Source organism: Viridibacillus sp. NPDC093762 (genome assembly GCF_050279675.1).
In the GTDB taxonomy this organism is placed as follows: Bacteria; Bacillota; Bacilli; order Bacillales_A; family Planococcaceae; genus Viridibacillus.
The window spans coordinates 46,067-69,826 of sequence record NZ_JBNNUK010000008.1; the positions used below are offsets into that span (position 1 = coordinate 46,067).

Consider the following 23,760-nt stretch of genomic DNA (forward strand, 5'->3'; position numbering starts at 1 on the left):
TAATTTGAGAGAGAGTCAGTCGAGAAAGGCACAGCGCAATTTGTATACCTTTCTAGTGAGTAAGATGGTGACGTCACTTGGTTTTGGCGTGTTTAACTTTGGAATGAGTTTATACATATTATCTGTAACAGGTTCAGCACTTAGCTTTGCTACGAATATTCTATTTAATGTACTACCACGTGCTCTAGCAGCGCCAGTTGCAGGGTATGTGGCGGATCGCTTTCCAAAAAAGCGTGTTGTTGTGACAAGTATGATTGGCATTAGTTTGTCAGTTGGTGTTTTGATTGTTTATACGGTGATGTACGGAATATCAGTGCCTGCTATATATACAATTACGGCTATTTTTTCTACATTCGGAGCATTTAATGGGATTGCTTTTTCAAGCTCTATACCGAATTTAGTCGGTAAGGAACGTTTACAGAAGGCGGTTTCTTTTAATCAGGTGTCACATTCTATTGGCGCAATTGGTGGTCCATCTATTGGAGGCATGTTATTTGGTTTTGTCTCAATGGAAGTGTTCCTAATGACGATGTTTATAGCTTATGTAATTGCACTATGTATGGAAGCAACAATGGACTTTACATTGTTTGAAGTACCTGTGAAGAAGAGAAAAGAATCGATGGTAGCGAGCATGAAGGAAGGATTCCAATATTTACGTACAAAGCCCCTTGTGCAAACGTTATTGATGACCACACTATGGATGAACTTTTTCTTTTCTGCCGTTAGTGTGGGGCTCGTATTTATCTTAGTTGAAAAGTTAAGTATTCCGTCAACTCAAGTAGGTATTATTCAAGGGGCAGGAGCGATTGGTATGCTTGTCGTTTCTATTTATTTATCTACTCGTAGCGACTTGAAATCACCTTTGCATTTTGTTAAGCGTGCTGCGTTTATGATGTGTGCAGTCGTTGCTAGTATTACAATTCCTTTATTTATGAATTTTAATGATATTAGTACCTTCATTTTTTATATGGTGTTAATGATCTTGTTTTCAGCAATGGGCGTTTGTGCGAATACGCCGATTGGTATAGTGCTTCAACGATCAATTGATGATGAGTACCGTGGACGGGTATTTGGTATTATAGAAACGTTATCGGTTGGAACAGGTCCTATTGGCGCATTAATTTTTGGTGCGTTATTTGATTATGTCGATGCTAAAGTAATCTTACTTTGTGTGAGTATAGCATTGGCGCTATGTATTACATATCTAATGAGAAAATCTAATATTGGTGTTCCGGGGGATGAACTAGTTTAGTATTGATTAATTGAAAAGTTAGAGATATGTCTATTGTTCATTAGATACGAATAATTTTTTATCAATATTTAATAAGCCCACCAAAATAGGCGAGTAAACTAGAATAGTATGTCTTCAGTTTGAAGTGACTTCTCATTGAGAAAAGTCACTTTTTATTTGTAAAAAAAATTTATTTACTTTTTTATAACTTGGGAGTAATATTACATAAGTTTCAAATTTCTAAATCGCTTAAGTGAAATACACGGGGGACCCATTTACGGATTGTAATGTAATCCTAGGGGTGAATCCTTTGAAAAAGGTAGGGCTACTCAAGGCCCGAATCCGACAGCTAACCCCGTAAGCGTTATATGAGAAGGAAGATGGAGCTTGTTAGACAGGAACCCTAATGTCTACAGGTCTATTTGTTGATGACCTGTAGGCTTTTTTTGTTCTCTAAAAGTAAAAAATCCTCTAGATTGGGTGAGAAAAATGAAAGCCTCATTGAAAAGAATGTTGATTGGTAGACCATTGAAATCGACTGAATTAGGTGAACAAAGATTAAATAAAACGAAAGCATTGGCTATCCTTTCATCAGATGCTCTATCGTCTGTAGCATATGGTCCTGAGCAGATATTGATCGTATTAGTTACAGTTGGAACAGCAGCGCTATGGTATTCAATACCTATTGCAATTGGCGTCATCATTCTTTTAACAGCACTTATACTGTCATATCGCCAAATTATTTATGCTTATCCTCATGGGGGAGGGGCTTATGTTGTATCTAGGGAAAATCTCGGGGTTAATCCAGGTCTTGTTGCCGGTGGTTCCTTATTAGTCGATTATATTTTGACGGTGGCTGTTAGTGTGTCTGCTGGAACAGATGCTATAACATCAGCGCTTCCAAGTCTCCATGATTATAATGTGGAGATTGGGATTGTATTTGTTATCTTACTAACGATTTTGAATTTAAGAGGCGTGACGGAATCAGCTTCTGTTTTAGCTTATCCAGTGTACTTATTTGTGTTAGCGTTATTAATCTTGATTGGAGTAGGAATCTTTAATGTTTTGACAGGTAATGTTCCAGCGGATTTGCATACTTCAATTGGTACCCCTGTCGCAGGGCTTAGCTTGTTTATTTTTTTAAAAGCTTTTGCTTCAGGTAGTTCTGCTTTAACTGGTGTCGAAGCCATTTCGAATGCTATTCCAAATTTTAAAGAACCTGCACCTGTAAATGCAGCGAAAACTTTAATGGCAATGGGCGGTTTGCTTGCGATTTTATTTTCAGGCATTGTTTTCCTAGCTTATTATTACGGTATTACACCGAGTGCGACATCAACTGTTGTATCCCAAATCGCTGAAGCAAGCTTCGGGCGTAATATGGTTTATTACTTCATTCAAGGAACAACAGCGTTGATATTAGTGCTCGCTGCAAATACAGGGTATTCTGCGTTCCCATTACTAGCTGTGAATCTATCAAAAGATAAATTTATTCCTAGAATGTTTCAAATAAGAGGAGATCGTTTAGGGTATTCTAATGGCATTATTTTATTGAGTTTGGCAGCAATTCTATTGATCATCGTATTTAATGGTACTACTGAGAAATTAATTCCTTTGTATGCTGTTGGGGTTTTTATACCTTTTACATTATCTCAAACGGGAATGATTGTGAAATGGATAAGAGAAAAACCTCAAGGCTGGGTAACAAAACTAATCATCAACTCAGTTGGAGCGACGATATCATTTGTTGTAACAATTGTGTTTTTCGTGACAAAATTGCCTGCAGTATGGCCAGTGTTTATTTTCTTACCAATCATTATCTTTGTTTTCCATCGTATAAAAAAACATTACGATTCGGTGGGGCCACAGCTCAGATTAATAGCTGATGAAGAAGTTCCACCAATCGAAGGTAATGTTATTATTGTTCCTGTCGCAGGCATTACGAAGGTTGTAAGAAATTCACTAAATTACGCCCAATCGTTGAATGCTGATCAAATTATTGCAGTATATATTGCATTTGAAAGAGAGGATACGAGAAAGTTTGAGGAACAGTGGAAGAAGTGGCAACCCGATGTGAAGTTGGTGACATTGTACTCTCCTTATCGCAGTATTGTGCAACCACTAACGAAATTCATAGACAAAGCTGAAAGACTAGCGAGTAAGTCAAACTATCAAGTCTCTGTCATCATTCCACAATTTTTGCCTAAGAAAGGTTGGCAAAATATTCTCCACAATCAGTCGAGTCTGTTAATACACACCTCTTTGCTGTATCGGAGAAATGTAGTCCTCATCACAGTTCCATTTCATTTGCAAAAATAATAGAGGATTTTTTAAAGTTTTATTGAATATATAATACAAAGAAAATCCTTATCCTTATAGCTTAAATGAATTAAAGTCCTGTATTTAATTACAGGGCTTTAATTTTATTTGTAAATAAAAAAGTCTAAAGATAAAAAAGGAGAAACTATGATTATTTTAATCAATGGCGCCTTTGGTGTTGGGAAAACAAGCGTTACTGAATTATTGCATGCGAATTTAGAAGAGAGTATTATTTTTGACCCGGAAGTAGTGGGATTTATGCTCAGACATATGTTACCAAATGATATAAAAGAAAAAGAGGCTCCTAGTGGAGATTTTCAGGATTTTATTTTATGGAGAAAGTTATTTGTGGAAACAGCTAGATGTCTTCATGAGCAGTATGGGCAGACATTGATTGTCCCAATGACTATTAGGAACTTTGAATACTTCACTGAAATCATGGATGGCTTATATCAAGTAGATAATGAAGTGTATCATTTCTGCTTAACAGCCACTAAAGAGACAATTCATAAACGTTTGTTAGAGAGAGGAGAAGTTATGGGGGATTGGTGTTTTCAGCAGACAGATAAATGTTTAGCAGCATACGAAAACAATGACTTTTCGTATTATATTAATACGGAGAACAAAGATTTAACTGAAATAATTGAGCACATTGTTGAGAAAATAAATTAATGTTTATATATGAAAATGAATTGGCAAAGGGCGGTTTTCATGAATATTCAAGGTATAAATCATCTCTTATTTTCGGTTTCAAATTTAGAAAAATCAATTGAATTTTATCAAAATGTATTTGATGCAAAGTTATTAGTAAAAGGGCGCTCTACAGCATATTTTGATGTCGGTGGTATATGGCTAGCATTAAACGTAGAAGAAGGCATATCCCGCAATGAAATACACCAGTCCTATACTCACATAGCATTCACAATAAAAGATTCGGATATCAATGCCATGTATGAAAGACTTAGAAATTTAAATGTAAATATATTATCTGGTAGACAAAGAGATCAAAGGGATAAGAAATCTATCTATTTTACAGATTTAGATGGTCACAAGTTCGAATTTCATACAGGTACATTACAAGATAGAATGGATTATTACATACAGGATAAAAAACATATGGAATTTTTTTATGACAGTAAACCAGAATAGTGAGGAAAGATGTCGAGATGACAACAAATATTTACTTTGTAAGGCATGCGCATTCAGTGTATACACCGGATGAATTAACACGGCCATTATCCGAAAAAGGACTAAGAGATGCCAAGCCCATTTTAGAAAAGCTTAAATTGGAGAAAATTGATACATTTATATCTAGCCCATATAGAAGAGCGGTTCAAACAATTGAGCCTCTAGCAAAATACAATAAAGCTGAAATTAAATTGAATGAGACTTTTCAAGAACGTAGACTAGCTCAAGGAGAAGTAAAGGATTTTACTGCAGCAATAACAAAAGTTTGGCAAGAACCAGATTTCGCATTTGATGAAGGAGAATCCAATTATAGAGCTCAATCCAGAGGTATAGAAGGTTTGATGGAAGTTTTGCATACTTATCAAGATCGAAATATTGTGATTGGAACACATGGGAATCTGATGGTGTTGATCATGAATTACTTTGATGCAAAATATGATTTTGCATTTTGGAAAGAGCTACAAATGCCAGATATCTATAAGTTGTCATTTGGTGGTGTGAATTTAATGAAGATAGAACATATTTATTAGAGGGAGATTAGTAGATGAGAATAATCGATACGGGAAGAGATGACTTTAAACAAATGGCTGAGAAATGGTTATATGAATTATAAAGAGTTAATTGTAGCAATATCTAAGTCACCTATCAATGTTCGAATGGTAGGTGGCTTTTTTATTTCTAATGCAGCTGTTTCGATGTTCATGGCATAATGTACACAGTGACAAATGAGGGGAATTAATGGAGGATGTTATGGATTTAAAGCAGATTTTAATTGAATGGGTATCGATGCCTATATTAGAACGTAAAACTCTGATTGCTGAGCAGGGAGACGAGTTGTTATCCAATATGCTACAGGAAATAGGTGCTGTCGATGCAGAATTACGTGATCAACTGATTTATAGAACATTTATGGAGATGCTTGGGGAGCAGTTACTATCATACGAGCAAATGCAATATTTGTATAAAGAGATTGTATCGGAACATTATTTATTTTTCCAAATGGGTGATGAACAGACTGATACAGTGTTAACGCGATCTTTTTCAGCGTTGTTGTTGACTGGTATTTTAACAACAGATGCAGAATTAAGATTCTTGCCTAATGCGGCATTGACTACATATTTAGAAAAAAGCGGTCATTATTTACAAAAAGAACGTGATGTTCGAGGGTTTTTAGATGGTAAGGGATGGGCACACAGTATTGCGCATGGAGCTGATTTGGCTGCCGCAACGGTTCGTCATCCAGCCTTTGAACTGCGTATGGCACCACCGATATTGCAAGCAATTAAAGCTTGCTTATGGAAAAATGCTGTTTATATAGATGATGAAGAAGAGCGTTTAATCATAGTAATAGAAGAAATGATGAAAAAAGGTGTATCAGAAGAAGTATTCGTTGAATGGGCTGAGCAAATTTTTGATAAGCTAGATCATCATCTATATAGCATAGGGTATGATCCAGCGTATTTTAAAGCAAGGACTTGTACACTTCATTTTATGAAAACATTATATTTTGCATTGAAAATTAATAAGAGTATGCCGAAATTAGAAGGCGTTGTGTATATGCAAATCGCTAAACATTTTAAATTAGGTTAAATAGGAAGGATTATTTAACTATGATAGCTTTAGGGAGTTCAGGCTAGACAATGATTTTAAGCTTTTATAAATGGTGTTAGAAAGTTTGAAATTTGCTATATAGGGAACGGTACATTCTAGTTGAGAAAAATATTAACAACTTTTTTTCAACTAGGAGGATGTAGAGTAATATGAAAAGTAGAAAAAGTAGATACGAAGGTAAATGATAAAGAAATGAAGATGGACCATTCTGTATCTGCGGAGCTACCAGCTGATTTAAAAGAAGAAGAAAATCCAAAATATAAAGTTGGAAGTAAAGTGATGATCGAAACAAGTCATACGGACGGTATGAAGGGTGCAGAAGCCATAATAGTAGGAGCTTTTAATACAAATGCCTATGCTATTTCATATACACCTACAAATGGTGAGGAAAAAGTGAAGAATCATAAGTGGGTTATTCAACAAGAGATTGTTGATGCGGGTGATAATTTACTGAAACCTGGTACTGAAGTTAAGATAATGGCTTCACATATGAAAGGTATGTATGGTGTTGCTGCCAAAATTGACTCTGCAGAACCAACTACAGTATATATGGTTAATTACAAACCAAATACGGGTGGTAAAGCAGTAGAAAATCATAAGTGGTTAACAGAGAACGAAATAAAAGCTAAATAAAAAATACCCTTTAGATTGCTAAATCTAGAGGGTATTTTTTATTTAGGTAGAATAATAATTCTAAGACTTACAAATTAGAGGAAGTGAAAATTATAATATGTATTTACTACTTTCGATTTTTTGCACCTCTATAGATTGTTTAAGTTAAACTCAAAATAAAGGGGAAATTTTATATAGAGTATTAGAATCTAAATGATTCTGAAGAAAATATTATAGAACTTGGGACTTCCAATGAAATTCGAATCGCTATTTGAGTGTTGAGATGCAAGTCATGCATCTTATAGAAGGACGGGGGATGAATGAGCGCATTAAAAAGAGGAGCAGCATTAATAGGCTGTATATTGTTACTTTGTGCTTGTAGTATTGAAGAAAAAGCTATAGATAAACCGATAGAACAGAAAGTTATGTTTACAGAAAAAAATATGATGAAATACCCTAAGTTAACCACAAGGGAAGAAACTATATTAGATAGAACTACGGAACAGTATCTTATTTATGAATACCAAATAGATAAATCGTACAATCACTTAAGATTATGGGTTGAGGCATATGAAAAGGGGAGGCTAGCCGATTCAGAAGTTTTACTCCTTAACTCTGAAGTAAAAGGTAGTGGTACCATCATTATGAATACAATTAAAAAAGCCGAATCCAATTCAGAAAATATATTAAGTTTGAGTGTAACCTCTGGTAATGGAAGTAACTCAAGTAGTATAAGAACTCAGCTTCCAAAAATGGCATCCGATCCGACTTTTACAGTATGGAAAAGCACAATTGCAGATGAGAAAAATATTGAGTCTGAAATGATTTTAGGTTATATGATTCATGGATATTCTAATGAAACAGAACCTCACAATTATGAGGAACTTAACGAGAATCCTCAAAAACTGATTAAAGAACTATCAGATAATAAAGAGGTATATATATTAAAAAGTAAATTTATAAAAAATTAGAATGAAAGTCAATTGAAAAGGAGACACGGTAATGAACCGTGTCTCCTTATTTAAGTTGTTCTTAATGTTAACTGGCCATTTTTCATTTCATAAATCTTATCGCAATAAGATAAGATGCTTTCATCGTGCGTTACCATCACAGCTGCTTTATTTTTTTCCTTTACCTCTTTTGCAATGAGTGCAACGATTTCGCTACTACGCTCAGAATCAAGGCTAGCAGTTGGTTCATCAGCAAGAATAATATCAGGGTTGTTCATTAATGAACGTGCAATTGCGACACGTTGTTTTTCACCACCAGATAGATGCTGTACAAAGTGATTTGCACGATGATCAAGACCAACTGATTTTAACAGTTCATCTGCTCTCTGTTGTGTTTCTTTATTCCAAGAGCCTGCAAGATCAGCTACTAATTTAAGCTGATCTTTTACTTTTAAATAAGGAACTAGATTAGAAGCTTGGAATATATAGCCGATTGAACGTAAGCGTACTTCTGCTTTTTGTTTGTCATTATGGTTTGCTATATTTTCACCGTTAACAATCATTTCACCGCCATCTGGGCTTAAAAGTGCGCCTGCAATAGATAATACTGTACTTTTACCTGAACCTGATGGACCGAGTATAGCAACAAGCTCACCTTTAATTGCTTGGAAATTGAGGTCGCTTAAAATCTCAACTTCTTGTTCACCATCTTGAAATACTTTACGAATATTTTTTAATTCTAATGGAATTTTAGTCATTATTCTGCCCTCCCCATAGCTTGTAAAGGATCCGCTTTTACAATGCTAGCACTTGAAAGTAACGAACCGAAAATCGACACGATAAATAAAACACCAGAGTATATAAGGATTAAACCAAAGTCAAAGACAAATGGAATACCCTTTGGCATAATAGCTTGCAAGATTGCTGCAAAACCGATTGCTGCACCAATACTTACAATGGATAGGATAATTACTTGGATAATTGTAGAACCAATGAGGAAATTGTTTTTTGCACCAATTGCTTTTAAAACACCAAATTGGTTAACTTTTTGAATTGTCATAATATAGAAGAAGGCTGTTAAAACGAATACAGCTATTACGATTAGAAATGCCAACATCATTAATAATGATTTTTGTTCAGCATCGTAACCAGGTATACCTTTAATAACATCGCCTTTTTCTACCCAAACCCCATTGTTTATAGTAGATGAAACATCTTCTTGTAATTCTTTATTAGCATCCTTTATAACAATCGTGTTATAAGATACTTTTTGTGTTGAAGCAAAAAGGTTTTCCCAGCTTTCTTTGCTTACAAAAGCTACTGGTGTATGACTGAACGTTTGTTTCTCGGTAAAACCAACTACTGTATAAGTAATATCTGAGTTTTCTTCGTATAACTTATCGCCGATTTCAATTCCTTGTTTTTTTAATGATTCATCGGCAACAATTGTTGGTCCTTTAGATGATTTAATAGTTGAGCCTTCAGTTACTTTAGGCATTAAGAAGCTGTTTGGGTCAATTCCCATCATGCTTACGTCGACTTTTTTATCTGAGTTTACTTCCTTTAAAGAAAGCATTTGTAGACCGACTGTTTGTAGATTTTTATTGTCTTTTATATCCGATAATACTTTTTCATCAAAGCGAGAGCGATCGAGGCGATTGTCTGCATCTTTGTCTAAGTAAAATGCATGTGCATTCATGTTCTGAATAGAAGATGCATTATCTGATGACAAACCGTTTGCCAATCCACTAATGATAAACACCAACGCTGCAACGAAAAACATTATAAAACCGATCAATAAATATCTAAGTTTGAAAAACCTAATTTCTTTTAATGAAAGAGAAAACATATCTACTTCATCCTCCTGTTCTTGGTTACATCCATAATGTACATCTTGAATATGAACGGAAGATGAATAAGAAATTACAAAAAAAGTCAGTTATTATTTATGGAGAAGTCCACAAGATAATAACTGACAATATTATTGAATGGGTAATGTCACAGAAAAGATCGTACCTTTATTTTCTTCACTTATAACATCAATTTTCCCATTATGCAATTTGATGATGGATGAAACGATGGATAAACCAAGTCCAGAGCCTTCAACAGAATGGGCTCTTGAAGTATCTACACGGTAGAACCGATCGAATATCCTATCAATTTCATTCTCAGATAAACCTATCCCTTTATCTTGGAAAGTGACGATAATGGAGGAGTCTTTTTTGGCTATTGCTATATCAATGCTTCCATTTTCTTTATTGTATTTTATCGCATTCGTTAAGAGGTTGTCCCATACGGTGTTAAGTAGTAAAGGGTCGCCTACTATTTCGAAATCTGGTAGAGAATAACTAAGCATAATTCCTTTTTCTCCAACAGCCCATTGATACTGGCGGACAAGTTCTTTAAGTTGCTCTGCTAAATTGAATGGTTTTTTCTTCATAATATCCTCATTCTGATCTAAAGATGAGAGGAGTAGTAGTTGCTTGGTTAGAGTGGAGAGTCTTTCAATTTCCCCATTTATAACTGCAATATATTTTTCTTTATCTTCTGAGGGTAGTTCATCTTTTCCCAATAAGTTTGTATATCCTTTAATATTCGAAAGTGGAGACTGGATATCATGGGAAATGTTTGAGATGAATTCTTTTCGAATATCATCGAATTGTTCTAATTGGTTTGCCATATGAGAGAAGCTATTTGCTAGCTTTCCTAATTCATCACTACGATTTATATCGAGTTCGACATTAAATTTCCCTTCGGCTAACGAGTTCGTCGCTTTTGTTAATTTAGTAATAGGATTTACTAAATATTTTGTACTGATGATTACCATTAAAATACTTAGTATTATTGTTGACGCAAATAGCCAACCAAATAAAATATGCATCTCATTGAAAAGTAATTTTATGTCTGGTCTAAGGAAGAGTGCATATTTTTTGTTATCATGTGTTAATGGTACTCCAATCGTATTTCTCAATTCATTTGCAAAAAAACCAGTGACAAATGTTTTTTGTGGGAAATGAAGAAGTCCGTGGTAAACCTCATTATTTAATACTTGATCGATTGTAGACTTTGGTAGTTCCTTCACACGAAAATCTGCCCCAAAATAAGTGCCTTTCCGCGATGTATCAACCAAGTACAGTTGATAACCGATGAACGACAGATTTTCGAGATAATCCTTCAAGTCAGTGGTAGGATGTTTTTCTGCAAACTCCGCAATATCTAATGCAATTTGTGTATTCTTTGCATCGTTAAATGGTTTTAGCTTTTGTTGATAATACGTATTGGATATAAAGAATGATAGCACGCCACTTAGGAGCATAATACCAATCGTCAACATAATGAATTTAAAGTAGAGGGATTTCATATACTTTTGTCCTCCAATAAGTAGCCGATCCCGCGTACAGTTTTAATATGAATAGTATCTGTTAGATCTGAAAAGCGCTCACGTAAACGCTTAATATGAACATCGACCGTACGATCATCACCTGCAAAGTCTAATCCCCAAACTTGTTCAATTAAATGTTCTCTAGAAAAAACTTGTTTAGGATGAGACATTAAAAAATACATCAATTCAAATTCCTTCAATGGTAAAAATATTGTGCGATTACCAATATGCACTTCATAATTTGATTTGTTTATTGAGATGTCACCTAAACGAACGATAGAATCAACAACTTGTTTATCGTAACGGCGTAATAATGCTTTAATACGAAATAGTAATTCTTGTGGTTCAAATGGCTTTACAAGATAATCATCTGTACCGGAATCAAAGCCTTTTTCCTTATCCGTAATTTGGTTTTTGGCCGTTAGTAAGATGACAGGAATATCAAACTGCTGACGTATTTCTTTTGTTAAAGAATAGCCATCCATATATGGCATCATTACATCGATAACTGCTAAATCACAGAGTGTACCTTTAAGAATACGCAATGCTTCCATACCATCATTTGCTTTAAATACATGGTATCCAGCATCTTGTAAATGCACCTCTACCAAATTTAGAATATTTACATCATCATCCACAATTAAAATGCTGGTCATTTATTTTGCCCCTCCAATTAATAACAGTCCCTTTAACTAATAATCATATAGTACTTCGGTAAATAATTAAAATTACAAGATTAGCGTATCTATTTTGTTGACATGAAACTAAATGGTTATATATAATCTTGATACGAAACCAAATGGTTGTACATTTGTGGTAGGAAAAGGAGAATATCAATGACAAACAATAAGCAAGAGACATTACAAGATATAAAACAAACAGTACTCGTAAATGCACCGATTCAAAAGGTGTGGGATTATGTATCGACGGCAGAAGGAATTGAAGCTTGGTTTATGCCGAATAATTTTAAATTAGAAAAAGGATATGAATTCCAAGTGCAATCTCCATTTGGTCCTTCACCTTGTAAAGTAATCGAAATCAGTGAACCAAATCGCTTATCTTTTGAATGGGATACTGATGGCTGGGTTGTGACCTTCATTTTAAAAGCATTAGGAGAGAAAACAGAATTTACTCTTATTCACGGTGGATGGAAGTATGCAGATACTATTGTAACGAAAGCACAACAGCCAAGCTCTATCATTCGAGATACCATGGAACAAGGTTGGGTTGGTATCGTTCAGCATAAATTCAAACAAGCGGTTGAAGGCTAGGCATGTCAGCTGCAGAAAAGTATGGTGTGTTCCAAGCGATTGCTGATCCAACACGTAGAGAAGTATTACATTTATTAGCTACAAAGGAACGATCCATTGCAGAAATTACTACTCATTTTGATATGAGCCGTACAGCAATAGCAAAGCATCTTCATGTACTTGCAGATGCGGAGCTTGTACGTGGTACAAAAGTGGGTAGAGAGAAAATCTATATGCTACAACCAGAACCATTAACAGAATTGAAGCAATGGCTCGCCTTCTATGAGCAATTTTGGAATAACAAATTATCAAAATTGAAGTACGTTGTAGAAAATGAGTCTATAACAGATACGGAGTAGTTGGTATATGTAATAACAATTTCACTGATAGTAAGTGAAGGGAAAGGGTGAGGAAAATGACAAAAGTGACACCGTTTTTAATGTTTCAAGGGAATGCTGAGGAAGCGATGAATTATTATGTTGCTTTAATACCAGATTCAAAAGTTTTGCATATTACTCGTTATGGGGCTAATGGAACTGGAACTGAGGGAAGCGTAATGAAAGCTGCATTTTCATTGAAAGGGCAGGAGATTTTGTGTATCGATAGTAATGTACAACACGATTTCACGTTTACGCCATCATTTTCTCTTTATATTACTTGTGATTCAGAGAAGGAAATAGATGATTTATACGGCAAGTTATCTGATGGGGGTAGTGAGTTAATGCCATTAGATAATTATGGATTTAGCAAAAAGTTTGGTTGGCTTGTTGATCAATTCGGTGTTTCTTGGCAACTTACATTTGAGTGATTGTATGATGATTTTAAAATTTCTTTAATAGGTATCAAAATTTTCAAAAATAGTATTTAAAGAAAAAAGGTTTTGCCCAAACGTTGAAGTGGGGGCAAAACCTTTTCTTTGTATCAAGCTTGTAAAAGAGCTTTATCTTTTCGACCGTGTAGAAAATAATACAGAACAATTGAAATTAAGATGACTATTACCATTGAAAGAAATAGATGACGATAGCCAAATACAGGTACTAGGAAGCCAAGTAAATACGGACCTACACCTAGACCAAAGTCGTAAAAAATAAAATAAGTGGATGTTGCTAATCCTAATCGATGATTCGGTGTTACTTTAATCGCAAGTGCTTGGGCAATGGAATTAAAGTTACCATAACCTAGACCGATTAATGCGGCAGCTAAAAGCAGAATAATACCTGAGCTTGCTTGACTGAATAATGTCATACCAACTGCAAAGATGATCAGACTTGGGTAGACGATTATGTTGGCACCTTTAGTATCCATTAAGCGTCCAGTAAATGGTCTTGAGAGTAATATAACAATTGCATAAACAAGGAAGAAGTAACTACCTGCAGTGACTAGATTGATAGACTCTGAATAAAATGATAAGAACGACATAACTCCTGAATAACTAAATCCGATGACTAGAGCTACGAATGAGATAGGAATTGCTTTCGTTTCGATAAAGTTTGAAAGTTTAAAACCTGGAGTAGCAGCTTTTTCGATTTGTGAAGATTTAGTTGCTATTTGCTGTGGTACTTTTACTAGTAAGAAAGTAGCTAAGCAGATGAAAGATAATCCTAAATTGATCAAGAAAATCATATAGAAATTCGAGAACATTTGAGTGAGTAAAATACCAATAAATGGACCTACTGCTGTTGCCATAATGGCGCTCATACTGTAATAACCAATACCTTCACCACGTCTTGTAGGAGGAATTAGTTGGGCAATGATTGTACCTGTTGCAGTACTTGCAATACCAACAGAGACTCCGTGAAGAAAACGGTTTGCTAGTAAAAGTGGTAGATTAAATGCAACGAAGTACAATGCGGTAGTGGCTGAAAAAGCAATTAGTCCGATTAATAATGTTTTTTTACTTCCTACGTCGCCAATAATTCGACCAGTAACTAGGCGACCCATTAATGTTCCGATAATGAAAATACTAGATACTAAACCGGCCATGCTAGTTGAGGCGTTAAATTCTGATTTTGCAAATGATGCAATAGTGACCATTAACATGAAAAAAATTAATGTAATTAGAAAATTAATTAATGAAACAATGATAAAATCTTTTGTCCATAGTTTTTCTTTAGACATTCGTCATTCGCATCTCCTATTTCAATAGATTATTTCGTACAGTTTCGAGTACTTTACTAACGATTATTTGCTCGTCTTCACTTACACCCTCTAATGCATCAAGTTGAAATTGTTCAATTGTTACTTGTACATCTTTACATACATCGTGTCCAAATGAAGTCAACTGTACTTTTTTTTCACGTTTATCCTTACCTGGTACGGTAGTTACATAACCAAGCTCGATTAATTTTTGAATCATTCTAGTAGTAGTTGGTTTTTCTACATTCAAGGAATTAGAAATTTCAACAAGAGTAAGTGATTTTTCGTTAATGAGTAATCGTAGGATAGCCCATTGAGAGCTATAAAGTTGATGGCTCGCCAAATAAACGTTCAATTTATTAATGAAAGGGCGGTACATCATTCGGTATTCATGGAAAAAAGCTTGATGTGGTTGCATGTCGAAATACCCTCCGTATAGTTAGTTAGGTTAAGTAACTATTGAAATACTAAACCTTTTTTAACCATTTGTCTAGATATGGTTTTAAAAAGTACAAAAAAGATGCCTAGACTTTTTATGGCCTAGGCATCTTTTTATAGTTTTACACTTTAAATTCTTGAATCATGTTTTGTAATTCTTGAGCATTTGTACTTAAATCTTCAGCAACTGAGTTAACTTGGTTCATCGAAGTAGTTTGTTCTTCAATAGATGAAGAGATTAATGCTATATTATCCGATGAATCTGAGGATCCGCTTGCAATTTCAGTAACAGATGCGGAAACCTCCTCAGCACTAGCGGAAATTTCTTCTGATGTAGCAGAAATTTCCTCCACTTGGACAGTGATTGATTCAATAGCAGAAGAAATTGATTTGAAGGATACTCCTGCTTCTCCAATAACTCGAACACCATCTTTGACAGAGGTTAAACCTTCACTCACAGCGGAAGCAACGTTTTTAGTATCACTTTGAATTTCTTCAGTAAGTGTTACGATTTGAATTGCTGACTTTTTAGACTCCTCTGCAAGTTTACGAACCTCATCTGCTACAACGGCAAAGCCTTTACCATGCTCGCCTGCACGAGCTGCTTCGATTGCTGCATTAAGTGCAAGTAAATTTGTTTGGTCTGTAATATCCGTAATGACATGCGTAATGGCGCTAATTTCTTCTGACTGTTTGCTTAGTTTTCCTGTTAGTTCAGCGATTAAATTAGTTGAATTAGAGATGATTTGCATCTGATTTTGGGCCACATCAATTGTTTCTACACCATCTTTTGCAGTCGTAGTCATATTAACGGTATTTTGAAGTAATGTTTGTGTTGCTTCAGCTATACGCTGAACACCTGCTGCAGTTTCGTCCATTGCAACAGCACTTTCTTTCGCTGCCGAAGCAGAAATAGAAGCGATATCTGCAGTTTGGTGGATACGTATGGCTACTTCACTCCCAGCTGCAGTAATTTCCTCAGTACTAGCTGACAATTCCTGTGAAGAAGCAGAGAGATGCTCACTGTTTGTTTGAATATTATGGATGAGACCTCGTAAATTGATTTTCATATTGTTGAAGACGTTTGCCAATGTACCAATCTCATCTTTAGATGTGTATGTAATATCCGATTGAGATAAATCGCCCGTAGCAATAATCTCAGCAGATTGAACTACTTCTTTTAATGGCTTTGTTATCGACTTTCTAATGAAGCTAATGAAAAATACAGCTAGGGCTAAGCTAACTATTAAAGCAGCTATTGAACTCCATAGAGATTGTTTAAGAAGAGTTTTTAATCCATCACCAGTAATTTGTAACTTCTCACTTTGGTACTGAATAATATTGTTAGATGATTTTAGAAGACCTTTACTTGCGCTCGTAGCAGTTGTATCAACTATTTGGATTGCAGCGTCTTTATTACCATTATCAAATTCTTTCAATGCACTTGCTACTGCAATATTAAAATCATCGTTAAATTTAGAGGTTTCTTTTAAATAGCCTTTCATTTCTTCGGAACGGACTATCTGAGATAATTCAGCAATTTTATCGTCTACTAAGTTTTGATACGTATGTAAATTATCAAGTCTTACATCAATATCTTGTATGAAATAAGAACGCAAAGAAGAGTCTTGCATTGCTATTCCAAATTGAATATCTTTTACGATTTCTATTTGAACAAAACGGTGATCAATGGCTTCTTCAACCTGTGATTGGATTTTAGAATATTGATAGTAAGATAAAACAATTAATAAAGCTAATAAACCAACAATACTGAGGAATCCTATATTTAATTTTTTGCCGACAGACATATCTTGGAACCTTCTCCCTTTTTTAGATTTAATATAATAATTACTTTGATGGAAAAACAATAAATAGTCAACAAATATTAGTCTAAAAGATACAAAATGGCGAGATTAGTAGGAAATTGTAATTAGTTTACTGTCATATACTTTTATCGTTTTAAAAGTATCGATTTGAAGTATCGGCTTTAAATATTCCTTCTTACTCTAAAAAATGCTAATCTAATGTATATGGAAAATTCTGAAAATTAAAGAGAGTGGGTTATATTATGTCTATAGATAATAGGAATCGTGTGTTGCCGTTTGAACAAGTTGTGAACTTCAGAGATATGGGTGGCTACCCTGCAGCAGATGGTCGCAAAGTGAAGTACGGAGTGTTTTACCGTTCGGGCGAGTTACATAAAATGACTACAGCTGATCATGAACTTTTTAAAACTTTAGGAATTAAAACGGTTTTCGATTATCGAGATGATAAAGAGGCAGAATCTAAGCCTGATCCTCAATTAGAAAATGTACATAATGAGCGTATTCCTGCAAAAGGGGACGTAGGCTTTAAAATGCCGACTTCTTCTTTGAAGGAAATGGATAATCGAGCGTTTCTACAAACTGTTAATGCGGACGTATTTACGGAGCTCTATGGACATTTACCGTTGGATAATCCATCCTATAAGCGTTTAATGGACATTATTCAGGATCCTGGAAATCTTGGATTATTACATCATTGTGCGGTAGGGAAGGATCGTACAGGTGTGGGTGGGGCACTTATTTTACTTGTCTTAGGTGTAGATGAAGACGTTGTAATGCAGGATTATTTAATAACAAATGATTGTATGAAGCCAGTACAAGATGCGATGATTCCTATGTTATCGCAACATTTAAACTCAGAACAATTACATCATTTTGGTGATATTATGAGTGCTAAAGAGCGATATTTACAAGCTTCTTTTGATGCCATTAAAAAGCGTTATGGAAATTATAGTACATTTTTTGAAAAAGAATTTGGGCTGACAGAGGAAAAAAGGAAGGCAATACAAGAATATTGTTTGGAATAATTTTATAAAGCAAACTTAAAACGCTCTATTACCAGAAATTTAATAAGGCAATAGAGCGTTTTAATATTATTAGATTTTAAATTTATGAACGGCACGGTGTAGTGTTTCGGCCATTTGAGCAAGATTATTTGAAGAGGTGGTGATCTCTTCAATACTTGCAGATTGTTCTTCTGAGGCAGCAGCTACATTTTGAATGCTACTAGATGTTTCAACAGAAATGACGCTTACCTGGTCCATCGATTGGGCAATATCCTCAATACCCTTATTCATATTCTCCATGGCGTTATTCACTTCAGTCATTTGAGCATTTACTTGATCTACTGATGTAACAATGTTCTCAAAAGCTTCGCCTGCATTTTCGAATGTTGTTGCACTTTCTTTTAAGTTGCCATGGCTGATAGCCATTGATTCAGAGGCGTCTGATGAATCGGTTTGGATTGTTTCAATCCTAGTTCTAATTTCATTTGCTGCTTCGCGAGATTGCTCAGCTAATTTACGGACTTCTTGTGCAACTACAGCAAAACCTTTACCGTGGTCACCTGCACGAGCCGCTTCAATTGAAGCATTTAGAGCAAGCAAGTTGGTTTGATCTGTAATTTCTGTTATGAGTGTCACGATATTACCAATTTCCCTTGTATTATCGCTTAGACGATTTACTACGGCAGATGTCGCTTGAATGGCATCATATGTAGTATTCATCTTCTCTACAGCGCTATTGATAATGGTATTTCCACTTTTAGCAATTTCCGAAGTCTCTTGAGCTTTTGCAGAAACATCTACAGTGCTTGAAGCGATTTGATTCATTTTGGTAGAAATCGTTGCAACGGTCGTATTCATTTCTTCTACAGCGCTTGTTTGAGTTTCTGAACCAGCTGCAACCTCTTGCATCGATTCTGTAATTTGTTTAATCGATTCATTTGTTTGTTCAGAGCTAGCGGTAAGTTCCTCAGAAGTAGCTGCGACTTGTTCAGCGTTTTCTGCAATCGAAGTGATTAAAGATCGTAAATCGGTTGCCATATTTTGAACGCCTTCGGACAATTGTGCAACCTCATCTTGTCCTTTAGTCTTTAAACGTTCCAACGTAAGATTACCTTGTGCAATTTCCTCTACATACCCTACAACAGAAACGATTGGAGCCGTAATCCGTTTACTTATGACGTAAGCGATGAGTGCTCCAAGTACTATAAAGATAAGAGTCAAACCAATGGAAATCATTAGTACGGTTGATTCTAGGGAAGAGATAAAGGAAGCATCCATATCAATTCCGAAAATAATATCTGTACCAATAAACGGAACAAATATTGATTTATGGACCCCGAATTCATCTTTGTAAATTTCACTAGTTTGAGTTTTTTGATCATTGACTGCCTTGATCATATTTTCATTGAAAGTATAGTCCGTTTGATGATCATCTGTATTACTTAAAGCAACGATATGTTCTTTACCATTTGAATTTGAAAGAGCATATATATTTTCAACACCAAACGCTTTTTGTTTTTTGTTTAGAATGTTAAGTAATTCATTGTATTTTTCAGCATTATTGTTATCTGCGCTTATCACAAGTTCTTTGTCTATATCTGACATAATATCTTGTGATATTAAAGTAAGACTTTTTTCAAATTGTACAATCACATAGTTATTAATAATATGTGTTGAGAACAAGTATAGTGCAATGCTGAAAATGATTGAGAAAATTGCAATTGGTATTACAAAACTAAATACATATTTATACATAATAGAGCTTCTGAATTTAGTAAACAAGTTCAACGTTTGAATCCTCCAAAGTTTGAATTGCAGTTAATATAGAAGCTACCATTTCATCTAAATGTTGAATCTCTGTATAAGGTGAAATTGCAAAAAGTTTTGCAGCTGCAACAGGAATCATATCTACTGAATTGATGACCGGGATAGTGCAAACCTTCGTTGTATCACCAAAGAAAACATTTTCACGATTATGACCAAGTATTTCAAATAGAGATTGATTTAAATTATTGATTGCTTGTACTTGTTCTAATGTAAAAGTACCTGTTTTTTCTTGAGTCCAATCTAATCCTTCTGGATACAGTCGGAATGCTGTTACCGGACCAATATTTGAATCATTCACAACGGATACATTAGGAAGTTGTTTTTGGATTTTATCTCTGAAAGCTAGGTTTACACGGACATAGTTAGCTAAAATTTGTTGATAACCTTCAATACCGAAAGCAGTTAAAGCAGCATAAATAGCTATTGAGCTACCCATACGAGAGCATTCTAGTGTGTAACCTGTATGATAACTACCATATCCTCTATTACCAACATAAGGTGTATCAAAGTCTTCTAAATCAAGTAATCCGAAGTGTTTCCCTTCTTTGACTAAAAATAAGCTTGTTAAGTAAGGTGTTTGTCCAAGTTTCTGGAAGTCAAAGCACAAGCTATCAGCCAGAGAAATATGTTGCATACGCTCATTAATGCTTTGCAAGCTTGCAACCACATTGTCTTCGAATTTAAGTGGGTTTGTATTGAAATCATAAGATTTAAAGAAAGAATAGAATCCACCCAATGCCGAGTCAGCGTGAATATGAATTGGTTTCAAGTCATATTTAGCTTCAACTATAGTAGTGATGTCTTTGATAGCTTTGACATCATCAATCGCAAAACTATCTGTTGCTCCAGTAGTAGCAACGATATAGACAGGAATACCGCCTTTATGAATAACTTCTTCCAATTTGTTTGCTAAGTCTTTTAAATCCATCGAATGATCGCTAGTTGCCTTAACTCTAATAAGGTTATTACTACCAATACCAACAGCTTCAGCAGATTTTAATAGACTATAGTGAGCATTTTCGGAAGCAAAGCAATATAAATTACGAGGGACACCTTCTTCTTTTGCATGCGGGAATTGTTTTGCAATTGCAAGACGTAATCCACTAAATACTGCCCCTTGTCCTCCCCAAGTTGTATAACCCCAGCTTTGTGTGAAATCATAACCAACAAGCTTTGACATCATGCCAATAACTTTTACTTCACTTTCAGCTGCAGCCGGTCCGTAAACATCCCATAGATTATTACCATTTAATAATGTCGTTGTTAATAATCCGATGATGCCAGGAATACTAGCCATTGGTAGAACGTTTGTTACAAACTTTCTTGTATGGTATGGATGGCCTTTCATTAACTCGATTAAATCATTTACTACATTATCCATTCCAGTTGCTTTAACAGGAACTTCATAGTTTTCAATTAGTTCTTTATAGAAATTAGCGGATCTTTCTTGCATGGGACCTAGTGTGCTTTTTTCTGGGTCTTTCAATTCGTCAAGTGATGTGAAAATCTTTTCTATATAATTTAAAATCTCTTTACGTTGTTCTAGATTCCCATCTTCACTAGGGAAAAGTTGTTGTATTTGCTGCATTTGTTTAACACCTCTAATTTAAATTTTAAATAAAATAGTCAATAAAGCATAATTATAGCACATGATTATTAGTTCTTAATACACTAAAAACAAAGTTTATTAAGTAGGGATAAATAATCAACTTAATATATTTAATAGTAATTATATATAGAATTTTCAGTGTTTTGAAATTATTGATAACTGAAGGTAGGTTAAGAGTATGATAGATGTTATGATATAAAATAATTAACATAATATTAAAAATATAGGAAAGGTTGTATTGTTATGAATATAGCAGCAATGTTCAAGATGACTATTGCGATGGCATTATTCGGCTCTATCGGCTTTTTTACAGTGAATACAGGAATTCCAGCGGAGGAGCTAGTATTCGTCCGCTGTATTTGTGCGACATTTTTTTTAGGAGGAATATGGTTTTTTACTGGCGGTCATAAAACAGAACAGTGGTCACGTCAGGAAATAATGCAGACACTTATTTGTGGTGTGTTTTTAGTATTAAACTGGGTGTTTTTATTTAAAGCATTTCAAGAGATGTCTATTTCAGTTGCTATTACGATTTATAATTTAGCGCCTATTTTTGTGTTGATTTTGGGGAGTTTATTTTTAAAGGAAAAAATGACAGTTCAAGCGATCTTAGCGATTATTGTATGTTTCCTTGGTAGTATTTTTATTATCGGATTAGATCAGTTTACATCTTTTAAATCATTGTTTAATTCAGGGTTTGTGTGGGCCGTGTTGTCTGCAGTTTGTTATGCATTAACGATGTTTGTAGGTAAGGGCATAACTCACTTAAGTGCCTATGCAATGACGTTTGTACAGACAGCGGTTGGAATTGTCATTTTATTACCGTTTATGGATTATGGGGTATTTGAAGGACTGACAACTTCAAATTGGATGTACATTTTAGGGACAGGATTAATACATACTGGCTTTGTTTATTATTTATTTTTTGATAGCTTACGCAAGTTGCCCACAATTGTGGTGTCTGCGTTAGTTTTTGTTGATCCAGTTATTGCAATTTTATTGGATATTGCGATTTTAGATTTCCGACCTACTTTGATACAAACTGCTGGAATAGTACTTATTTTCGCAGGTATTATTTATACGTTAGTTAAGCCAAGTAAGCAGATTACTGAATTGTCACAAGTATAAAAAGAGCTGTCCCAGGTTATATGGGACAGCTCTTTATAGTCTTAAACTTCTTTTATCATTAATACATGTTCAATACCTGCATCTAGGAAAATATCAGATGCCACGTAATAGCCTAGTTTTTCATAGAAACCTTGTGCTTGAACTTGGCCATCCAATTTTACTTTTGAAGCACCTAATTCTTTTGTAGAGATATCCTCTAAAGCCTGAATAATAACTCGGCCTAATCCAAGGTTACGATATTCTTCAAGAATAGCGACACGTTGTATTTTGCCAACACCTTCAACTAAGCGGATGCGGCCAGTGCCAACAGCTTGATCTTCATCATTTGTAACAAGAATATGATGGCATTCCCCTCCAAGATGATCGAATTGATCCATTTCCTCTTCAGCAGGTACTTTTTGTTCCTCTACAAATACTTTAACTCGAATATCAAATGCTTTTTGTAAGTCTTCTTGTGTTGTGATTTTGTGCGTTTTCATATAATTCAGCTCCTCTACTTTTCTATTCAGAAATTAAGTTTGTTCTATAAGTTATTTTAACAGGTGCTGTGTTAAGAATCTCTATTAATTGTTCTGCCATGTAGGCGGATGAGTGTTGAAACCCCTCCTTCACCCATTCTATCATCATGCCTAAAATAGCATATGAAGTATAACTAGCAAGTAAATTATTATCTATTTTATTGTTAGTGTTAGTGTATATATTCGAAAGATCTTCTAGTGCTAATCTTTTCAACTCGATGCAAATTCTATTTTGAAAGCCATATAAAACATTTGATTTAACTATAAGCGTGTAGAAACTTGCATGTTTTTCAACATGTTCGAAAATTTTCACAGCAGATGAATTGAGTTCTCTAATTACAAAAATTTTCACTTGTTTATACGGTTCACGATAGGAAATAATTAAATCAGCCACGACATCCTCAATAATCTCATTCAATAGCTCTTCTTTATATTGGTAATGTTTATAGAAGGTACCGCGGTTGAGATCTGCAAGTTGTACAATATCAGTTATAGTGATAGCTTTGAAATCCTTATTTTGCATTAAAGAAAGCAAGGATTCTTTTAACGCTATTTTAGATTTAATAATTCGTTTATCAACTATAGTGTTTTTTGTAGACATAAACGTGCCTCCGCTATTCAATATTTTGGCTTAATGAACAAATACCTAATCAACTGTTGGTTATTCAACAAAAGTTCTATGATTTGCTGATTGAATGGCGTATCTAAACCACATTATACTATAAATGGATGAG

Annotated in this window: 24 protein-coding genes, 1 pseudogene and 1 riboswitch; of the genes and pseudogenes, 14 read left to right on the plus strand and 11 right to left on the minus strand. The window is 34.7% G+C overall.

Annotated elements, in window-relative coordinates; all coding sequences use genetic code 11:
- Positions 1–64 precede the first annotated feature (64 nt).
- From ACQKM9_RS11765 to ACQKM9_RS11805, 9 genes and pseudogenes are all read left to right on the plus strand, one after another.
- Complete coding sequence (locus ACQKM9_RS11765) at positions 65–1,252, plus strand: MFS transporter (RefSeq protein WP_427734634.1); 1,188 nt, start codon at positions 65–67, stop codon at positions 1,250–1,252.
- Between the two features lie 215 nt (positions 1,253–1,467).
- Positions 1,468–1,611: riboswitch (cyclic di-AMP (ydaO/yuaA leader) on the plus strand.
- A gap of 109 nt (positions 1,612–1,720) precedes the next feature.
- Entirely contained in the window at positions 1,721–3,547 is a 1,827-nt protein-coding gene (locus ACQKM9_RS11770) for an APC family permease (protein ID WP_427734531.1), read from the plus strand.
- 147 nt (positions 3,548–3,694) lie between these two features.
- Positions 3,695–4,219: an AAA family ATPase gene (locus ACQKM9_RS11775; protein WP_427734532.1), complete on the plus strand. Its 525-nt coding sequence runs from the start codon at positions 3,695–3,697 to the stop codon at positions 4,217–4,219.
- A 39-nt stretch (positions 4,220–4,258) separates the two neighbouring features.
- On the plus strand, positions 4,259–4,696 hold the full coding sequence (fosM, locus tag ACQKM9_RS11780) for a FosM family fosfomycin resistance protein (RefSeq protein WP_427734635.1): 438 nt from the start codon (positions 4,259–4,261) through the stop codon (positions 4,694–4,696).
- Between the two features lie 17 nt (positions 4,697–4,713).
- Entirely contained in the window at positions 4,714–5,265 is a 552-nt protein-coding gene (locus ACQKM9_RS11785; RefSeq protein WP_427734533.1) for a histidine phosphatase family protein, read from the plus strand.
- A gap of 39 nt (positions 5,266–5,304) precedes the next feature.
- Entirely contained in the window at positions 5,305–5,445 is a 141-nt protein-coding gene (locus ACQKM9_RS11790; protein WP_427734534.1) for a hypothetical protein, read from the plus strand.
- A 28-nt stretch (positions 5,446–5,473) separates the two neighbouring features.
- Positions 5,474–6,325 (plus strand): DUF2785 domain-containing protein, encoded by an 852-nt coding sequence (locus ACQKM9_RS11795; RefSeq protein ID WP_427734535.1) that lies wholly within the window; start codon positions 5,474–5,476, stop codon positions 6,323–6,325.
- Between the two features lie 216 nt (positions 6,326–6,541).
- Positions 6,542–6,979 (plus strand): annotated as a pseudogene (locus ACQKM9_RS11800) (YdhK family protein); the annotation flags it as partial.
- 299 nt (positions 6,980–7,278) lie between these two features.
- A complete protein-coding gene (locus tag ACQKM9_RS11805) occupies positions 7,279–7,929 on the plus strand; it encodes a hypothetical protein (protein WP_427734536.1) in 651 nt (216 codons plus the stop codon).
- Positions 7,930–7,979: 50 nt separating this feature from the next.
- Here the strand turns inward: ACQKM9_RS11805 and ACQKM9_RS11810 are convergent, their stop codons facing one another.
- The 4 genes from ACQKM9_RS11810 to ACQKM9_RS11825 all read right to left on the minus strand — a co-directional run bounded on the left by ACQKM9_RS11810 (position 7,980) and on the right by ACQKM9_RS11825 (position 11,946).
- Positions 7,980–8,657, minus strand: a complete 678-nt coding sequence (locus ACQKM9_RS11810; RefSeq protein WP_427734636.1) for an ABC transporter ATP-binding protein — start codon at positions 8,655–8,657, stop codon at positions 7,980–7,982.
- Positions 8,658–8,665: 8 nt separating this feature from the next.
- The gene (locus ACQKM9_RS11815; protein ID WP_427734537.1) at positions 8,666–9,757 is read right to left on the minus strand and encodes an ABC transporter permease; all 1,092 of its coding nucleotides are present in this window, start codon (positions 9,755–9,757) and stop codon (positions 8,666–8,668) included.
- A gap of 132 nt (positions 9,758–9,889) precedes the next feature.
- Positions 9,890–11,269, minus strand: coding sequence for a HAMP domain-containing sensor histidine kinase (locus ACQKM9_RS11820; RefSeq protein WP_427734538.1), 1,380 nt, complete (start codon positions 11,267–11,269; stop codon positions 9,890–9,892).
- Positions 11,266–11,946 (minus strand): response regulator transcription factor, encoded by a 681-nt coding sequence (locus tag ACQKM9_RS11825; protein ID WP_427734539.1) that lies wholly within the window; start codon positions 11,944–11,946, stop codon positions 11,266–11,268. The genes ACQKM9_RS11820 and ACQKM9_RS11825 overlap by 4 nt, the downstream gene beginning before the upstream one ends.
- A gap of 180 nt (positions 11,947–12,126) precedes the next feature.
- On the opposite strand from ACQKM9_RS11825, the gene ACQKM9_RS11830 reads away from it, so the two are divergent.
- From ACQKM9_RS11830 to ACQKM9_RS11840, 3 genes are read left to right on the plus strand one after another with little or no spacing between them, the layout of a single operon-like run.
- Positions 12,127–12,561 (plus strand): SRPBCC family protein, encoded by a 435-nt coding sequence (locus tag ACQKM9_RS11830; RefSeq protein ID WP_427734540.1) that lies wholly within the window; start codon positions 12,127–12,129, stop codon positions 12,559–12,561.
- 2 nt (positions 12,562–12,563) lie between these two features.
- Positions 12,564–12,899 (plus strand): ArsR/SmtB family transcription factor, encoded by a 336-nt coding sequence (locus ACQKM9_RS11835; protein ID WP_427734541.1) that lies wholly within the window; start codon positions 12,564–12,566, stop codon positions 12,897–12,899.
- A gap of 56 nt (positions 12,900–12,955) precedes the next feature.
- Entirely contained in the window at positions 12,956–13,348 is a 393-nt protein-coding gene (locus tag ACQKM9_RS11840) for a VOC family protein (protein WP_427734542.1), read from the plus strand.
- A 113-nt stretch (positions 13,349–13,461) separates the two neighbouring features.
- Here the strand turns inward: ACQKM9_RS11840 and ACQKM9_RS11845 are convergent, their stop codons facing one another.
- From ACQKM9_RS11845 to ACQKM9_RS11855, 3 genes are all read right to left on the minus strand, one after another.
- Positions 13,462–14,658, minus strand: a complete 1,197-nt coding sequence (locus ACQKM9_RS11845; RefSeq protein WP_427734543.1) for an MFS transporter — start codon at positions 14,656–14,658, stop codon at positions 13,462–13,464.
- A gap of 16 nt (positions 14,659–14,674) precedes the next feature.
- Positions 14,675–15,094 carry a MarR family winged helix-turn-helix transcriptional regulator gene (locus ACQKM9_RS11850; RefSeq protein ID WP_427734544.1) on the minus strand — a complete coding sequence of 140 codons (420 nt, stop codon included), beginning with the start codon at positions 15,092–15,094 and terminating at the stop codon, positions 14,675–14,677.
- 142 nt (positions 15,095–15,236) lie between these two features.
- A complete protein-coding gene (locus ACQKM9_RS11855; RefSeq protein ID WP_427734545.1) occupies positions 15,237–16,922 on the minus strand; it encodes a methyl-accepting chemotaxis protein in 1,686 nt (561 codons plus the stop codon).
- 260 nt (positions 16,923–17,182) lie between these two features.
- Between ACQKM9_RS11855 and ACQKM9_RS11860 the strand changes: the two genes are divergently transcribed.
- Complete coding sequence (locus ACQKM9_RS11860; protein ID WP_427734546.1) at positions 17,183–17,965, plus strand: tyrosine-protein phosphatase; 783 nt, start codon at positions 17,183–17,185, stop codon at positions 17,963–17,965.
- A gap of 69 nt (positions 17,966–18,034) precedes the next feature.
- Here ACQKM9_RS11860 and ACQKM9_RS11865 read toward each other — a convergent pair whose 3' ends face one another.
- Entirely contained in the window at positions 18,035–19,732 is a 1,698-nt protein-coding gene (locus ACQKM9_RS11865) for a methyl-accepting chemotaxis protein (RefSeq protein WP_427734547.1), read from the minus strand.
- Positions 19,716–21,359: a pyridoxal phosphate-dependent decarboxylase family protein gene (locus tag ACQKM9_RS11870; RefSeq protein WP_427734548.1), complete on the minus strand. Its 1,644-nt coding sequence runs from the start codon at positions 21,357–21,359 to the stop codon at positions 19,716–19,718. The genes ACQKM9_RS11865 and ACQKM9_RS11870 overlap by 17 nt, the downstream gene beginning before the upstream one ends.
- 264 nt (positions 21,360–21,623) lie before the next feature.
- Here ACQKM9_RS11870 and ACQKM9_RS11875 point away from each other — a divergent pair, with 264 nt between their 5' ends.
- Positions 21,624–22,508, plus strand: a complete 885-nt coding sequence (locus ACQKM9_RS11875) for a DMT family transporter (protein ID WP_427734549.1) — start codon at positions 21,624–21,626, stop codon at positions 22,506–22,508.
- Positions 22,509–22,549: 41 nt separating this feature from the next.
- Here ACQKM9_RS11875 and ACQKM9_RS11880 read toward each other — a convergent pair whose 3' ends face one another.
- The gene (locus ACQKM9_RS11880; RefSeq protein ID WP_427734550.1) at positions 22,550–22,987 is read right to left on the minus strand and encodes a GNAT family N-acetyltransferase; all 438 of its coding nucleotides are present in this window, start codon (positions 22,985–22,987) and stop codon (positions 22,550–22,552) included.
- Positions 22,988–23,009: 22 nt separating this feature from the next.
- A complete protein-coding gene (locus ACQKM9_RS11885; protein ID WP_427734551.1) occupies positions 23,010–23,627 on the minus strand; it encodes a TetR/AcrR family transcriptional regulator in 618 nt (205 codons plus the stop codon).
- Positions 23,628–23,760: the final 133 nt, after the last annotated feature.